Below are 3,210 nucleotides of genomic sequence, written 5' to 3' on the forward strand. Positions count from 1 at the left end.
GTAAATAATCAGCCACATTGGAATTAATTTAAACAAGAGCTTAACAGCAAGTGCATCTTTAGGAATGATGAAAATGTAGAGAATGCTCATGAATAGAATGAGCACTGGTAACCAATATTTTTTAAGTGTCATGACTACCTCCAAGTGTAAATTAAGTAACTAGCAATTCTATCAAGTATTCAGTAATGTATTCTTCAAAAAATCTACGATTTCCTCTTTTATATTATGCATACTATCTAAGTTTCGAACTCCATCTAGACATGATGAACGTAGTGTCACTGTATCCTCTTTAACCACTCCGGCTTGAATTCGCTTGGTAACCCCATCAATAAATGATCGCCTACGGTATGTCCTAACGTGTCATTTATGTATTTAAAACGGTCCAAATCGATAACATGATACCAATTTTATTTGCCTGATTAAGTGCTTGAGTGGGGTGATCATTTAATAAATGACGATTCACCAACCCTGTTAAATTCTACTTGTTTTGTTTCACAATCGCGGCCGATTATGGAATATTTTTCTGCATTACCGTGCTGTAAAACCTTTCTATAAACTAATCTGCTTGCTTATATTTATTTAGTTTGCTAATATAACTTACGAACGTTCGTTAAATTTGAGGTGATATTATTGAAAAGCAATGAAATTAAGAAGGCAGCTCTAAAATATTTCACAATTCATGGTTATGAAGGAGCATCCCTTTCTCTAATAGCTGAAGAAGTCGGCATGAAAAAGCAATCCATTTATGCCCATTTTAAAGGAAAGGATGATCTTTTTCTGCAAGTTTTACGGGATGCGAAAGAGACGGAGCTATCTTCAAAACTTCAATATTTTAGTCAAGTTGATTCAGAAAACCCTGAAAAAGATTTATACGGATTTCTACAATTGGTCATCGATCTTTTCCAAAAAAATGAGCAGTTAAAGTTTTGGCTGCGTATGTCTTTTTTTCCGCCAGCCCATCTTGAAAAAGCAATCGAACAGGAAGTCATAGATATCGAGGAAAAGGTACAGATGATATTGGAAAGAAAATTTCAGGATTGGATCAATGCAAAATTAATCTTCGGAGATGTGGCAATAACGCCTACCTATGCTTTCTTAGGAGTAGTCGATTCCATTTTGCTGGAGCTTGTATACGGCAATAATGAGAAACGGCTGAAGGACAAATTAGCAGCCTCTTGGACAGTATTTTGGAGAGGTATTTCACATCAATGAGCCATATAGAAAAAAGGTGTTAAAACATGAAAAAACCAATTAAAAAACAAAAAATGGTATTAATTATTCTTTTAAGCAATATATTCATTGCATTTCTAGGAATTGGACTCATCATCCCCGTTATGCCGTCATTTATGAATATCATGCATTTATCAGGAAGTACGATGGGCTATCTTGTTGCCGTATTTGCGGTAGCGCAACTGCTTCTGTCACCATTCGCAGGTCGGTGGGTTGACCGTTACGGTAGAAAGAAAATCATCATATTCGGCTTATTCCTTTTTGGTGTTTCAGAACTWATCTTTGGTGTAGGCACGAACGTATCGGTTCTTTATATATCAAGGTTTCTAGGGGGAATTAGTGCCGCCTTTATTATGCCGGGTGTTACTGCATATGTTGCAGATATTACATCAGTTCAGGAACGGGCAAAAGCAATGGGCTATATTTCTGCCGCCATTAGTACTGGCTTTATTATAGGACCTGGTATAGGTGGATTTATTGCAGAATATGGTATTCGCTTGCCCTTCTTCTTTGCAGCAGGAATTGCTTTTTTAGCATGCATTTCATCAATGTTTATTTTAAAAGAGCCGCTAACAAAGAAAGAGCTTTCAGAAATTTCTGCTAATACAAAGCAAACAAACTTTATTGACGATTTAAAAAGATCACTTCATCCGCTTTACTTTATTGCATTTATCATTGTATTTGTACTCGCTTTCGGTTTATCAGCATATGAAACTGTTTTTAGCCTATTTTCTAATCATAAATTCGGCTTCACGCCTAAAGACCTTGCAGCTATTATTACAATAAGCTCAATCTTTGGAGTTGTTGTGCAAGTATTTATGTTTGGAAAATTGGTAGATATACTCGGAGAAAAGAAACTGATCCAATTATGTTTGATTATAGGTGCAATATTGGCGGTGGCGTCCACCTTGGTCTCTAGCTTCTTCGCAGTACTGGTGGTAACTTGCTTCATCTTCCTCGCATTTGACTTGCTTCGTCCGGCAGTGACGACATTTTTATCAAAAGCTGGCGGGAAAGAGCAAGGATTTGTTGCAGGAATGAATTCAACCTATACGAGCTTAGGTAATATCGTCGGGCCAGCCATGGCCGGAATACTATTTGACGTAAACATCCACTATCCTTATCTATTCGCAGCTGTCATTATGGTCTTTGGCCTATGTATTACAGTCATGTGGAAAGAAAACGAATTGGCAGAAAGCTTAGCGAATTAATTAGAAAAGCACAATGGCCTTCGGAACAATAAAAGGCCAAGATTGTTCCTGCGATGATCATTCAAAGTAGCTTCCATGTGGAGCTAGAAAACTCTCTTACTCAAAAAGCCATACTCTTATCTTTGAACCTAAACACCTTGTTCATATGAACAAGGAGTTTAGGTTTTTAAATTTCCATTCTACTTTAATTAAAAAGCTCTATTCCTTAAATCTAATTTTTAAATATCAAATATCGCTTATTCCACAATCTGGTCCAATTATGAATGCTTACACTAGAAAATAAATAGATATATATGGACCGTTAAATTAATCTGTCTTATTCAACTAACGGGTGCTTTACTTCAATAAGCAGGTATATTTGGTAGGACGCTGAAATAGGTAACAAAAGGGATTAGATTGAATTGAAGAATATTTCTATGTGCATTTTTATCATATGTTTAAAGAATAAACAGATGAAAAAAAGGAGGAAATGACATTTCAATTATTCGATTGAAGAGAATAAGTTTTCTGTTGCTTGTTTTAGTTTTATTACTCTTAGGATGTACAGAAGAAAAAGATAATGATGGAGATTGGAATCTAAGTCCTACATTCAATGTCGATAATCTAACTTTGCATGGAACTGAAGGGGAATTTGGTGTTATTAAAGTAAATGGAGAAAGCAATGAACCTGAGTTTCCAGTAAAACAAGGAAGACTTTATGCAGTTTATTTCTTGGATAGTCTCGAAGAACTTAATGGAAAAAAATATAAAATGACGGCTACACATAAAG

General features: G+C 35.6%; 4 protein-coding genes and 1 pseudogene. 3 read left to right on the forward strand and 2 right to left on the reverse strand.

The genetic code is table 11. The annotated features are described in order from the left end of the window. A pseudogene (locus tag AC1DSB_RS16875) lies at window positions 1–132 on the reverse strand (lysoplasmalogenase); the annotation flags it as partial. A 143-nt stretch (window positions 133–275) separates the two neighbouring features. Continuing rightward, entirely contained in the window at window positions 276–386 is a 111-nt protein-coding gene (locus AC1DSB_RS16880; protein WP_477531643.1) for a diguanylate cyclase domain-containing protein, read from the reverse strand. Window positions 387–630: 244 nt separating this feature from the next. On the opposite strand from AC1DSB_RS16880, the gene AC1DSB_RS16885 reads away from it, so the two are divergent. The 3 genes from AC1DSB_RS16885 to AC1DSB_RS16895 form a co-directional block, all read left to right on the forward strand. Continuing rightward, window positions 631–1,212, forward strand: a complete 582-nt coding sequence (locus AC1DSB_RS16885; protein WP_477531642.1) for a TetR/AcrR family transcriptional regulator — start codon at window positions 631–633, stop codon at window positions 1,210–1,212. Window positions 1,213–1,238: 26 nt separating this feature from the next. Further along, window positions 1,239–2,441, forward strand: coding sequence for an MFS transporter (locus tag AC1DSB_RS16890; protein ID WP_477531641.1), 1,203 nt, complete (start codon window positions 1,239–1,241; stop codon window positions 2,439–2,441). A gap of 510 nt (window positions 2,442–2,951) precedes the next feature. Continuing rightward, on the forward strand, window positions 2,952–3,210 hold a 259-nt coding region (locus tag AC1DSB_RS16895; RefSeq protein WP_477587171.1), incomplete at its 3' end, for a hypothetical protein.

The sequence above is a fragment of the Paenisporosarcina sp. P4_E4_2 genome (assembly GCF_056401595.1).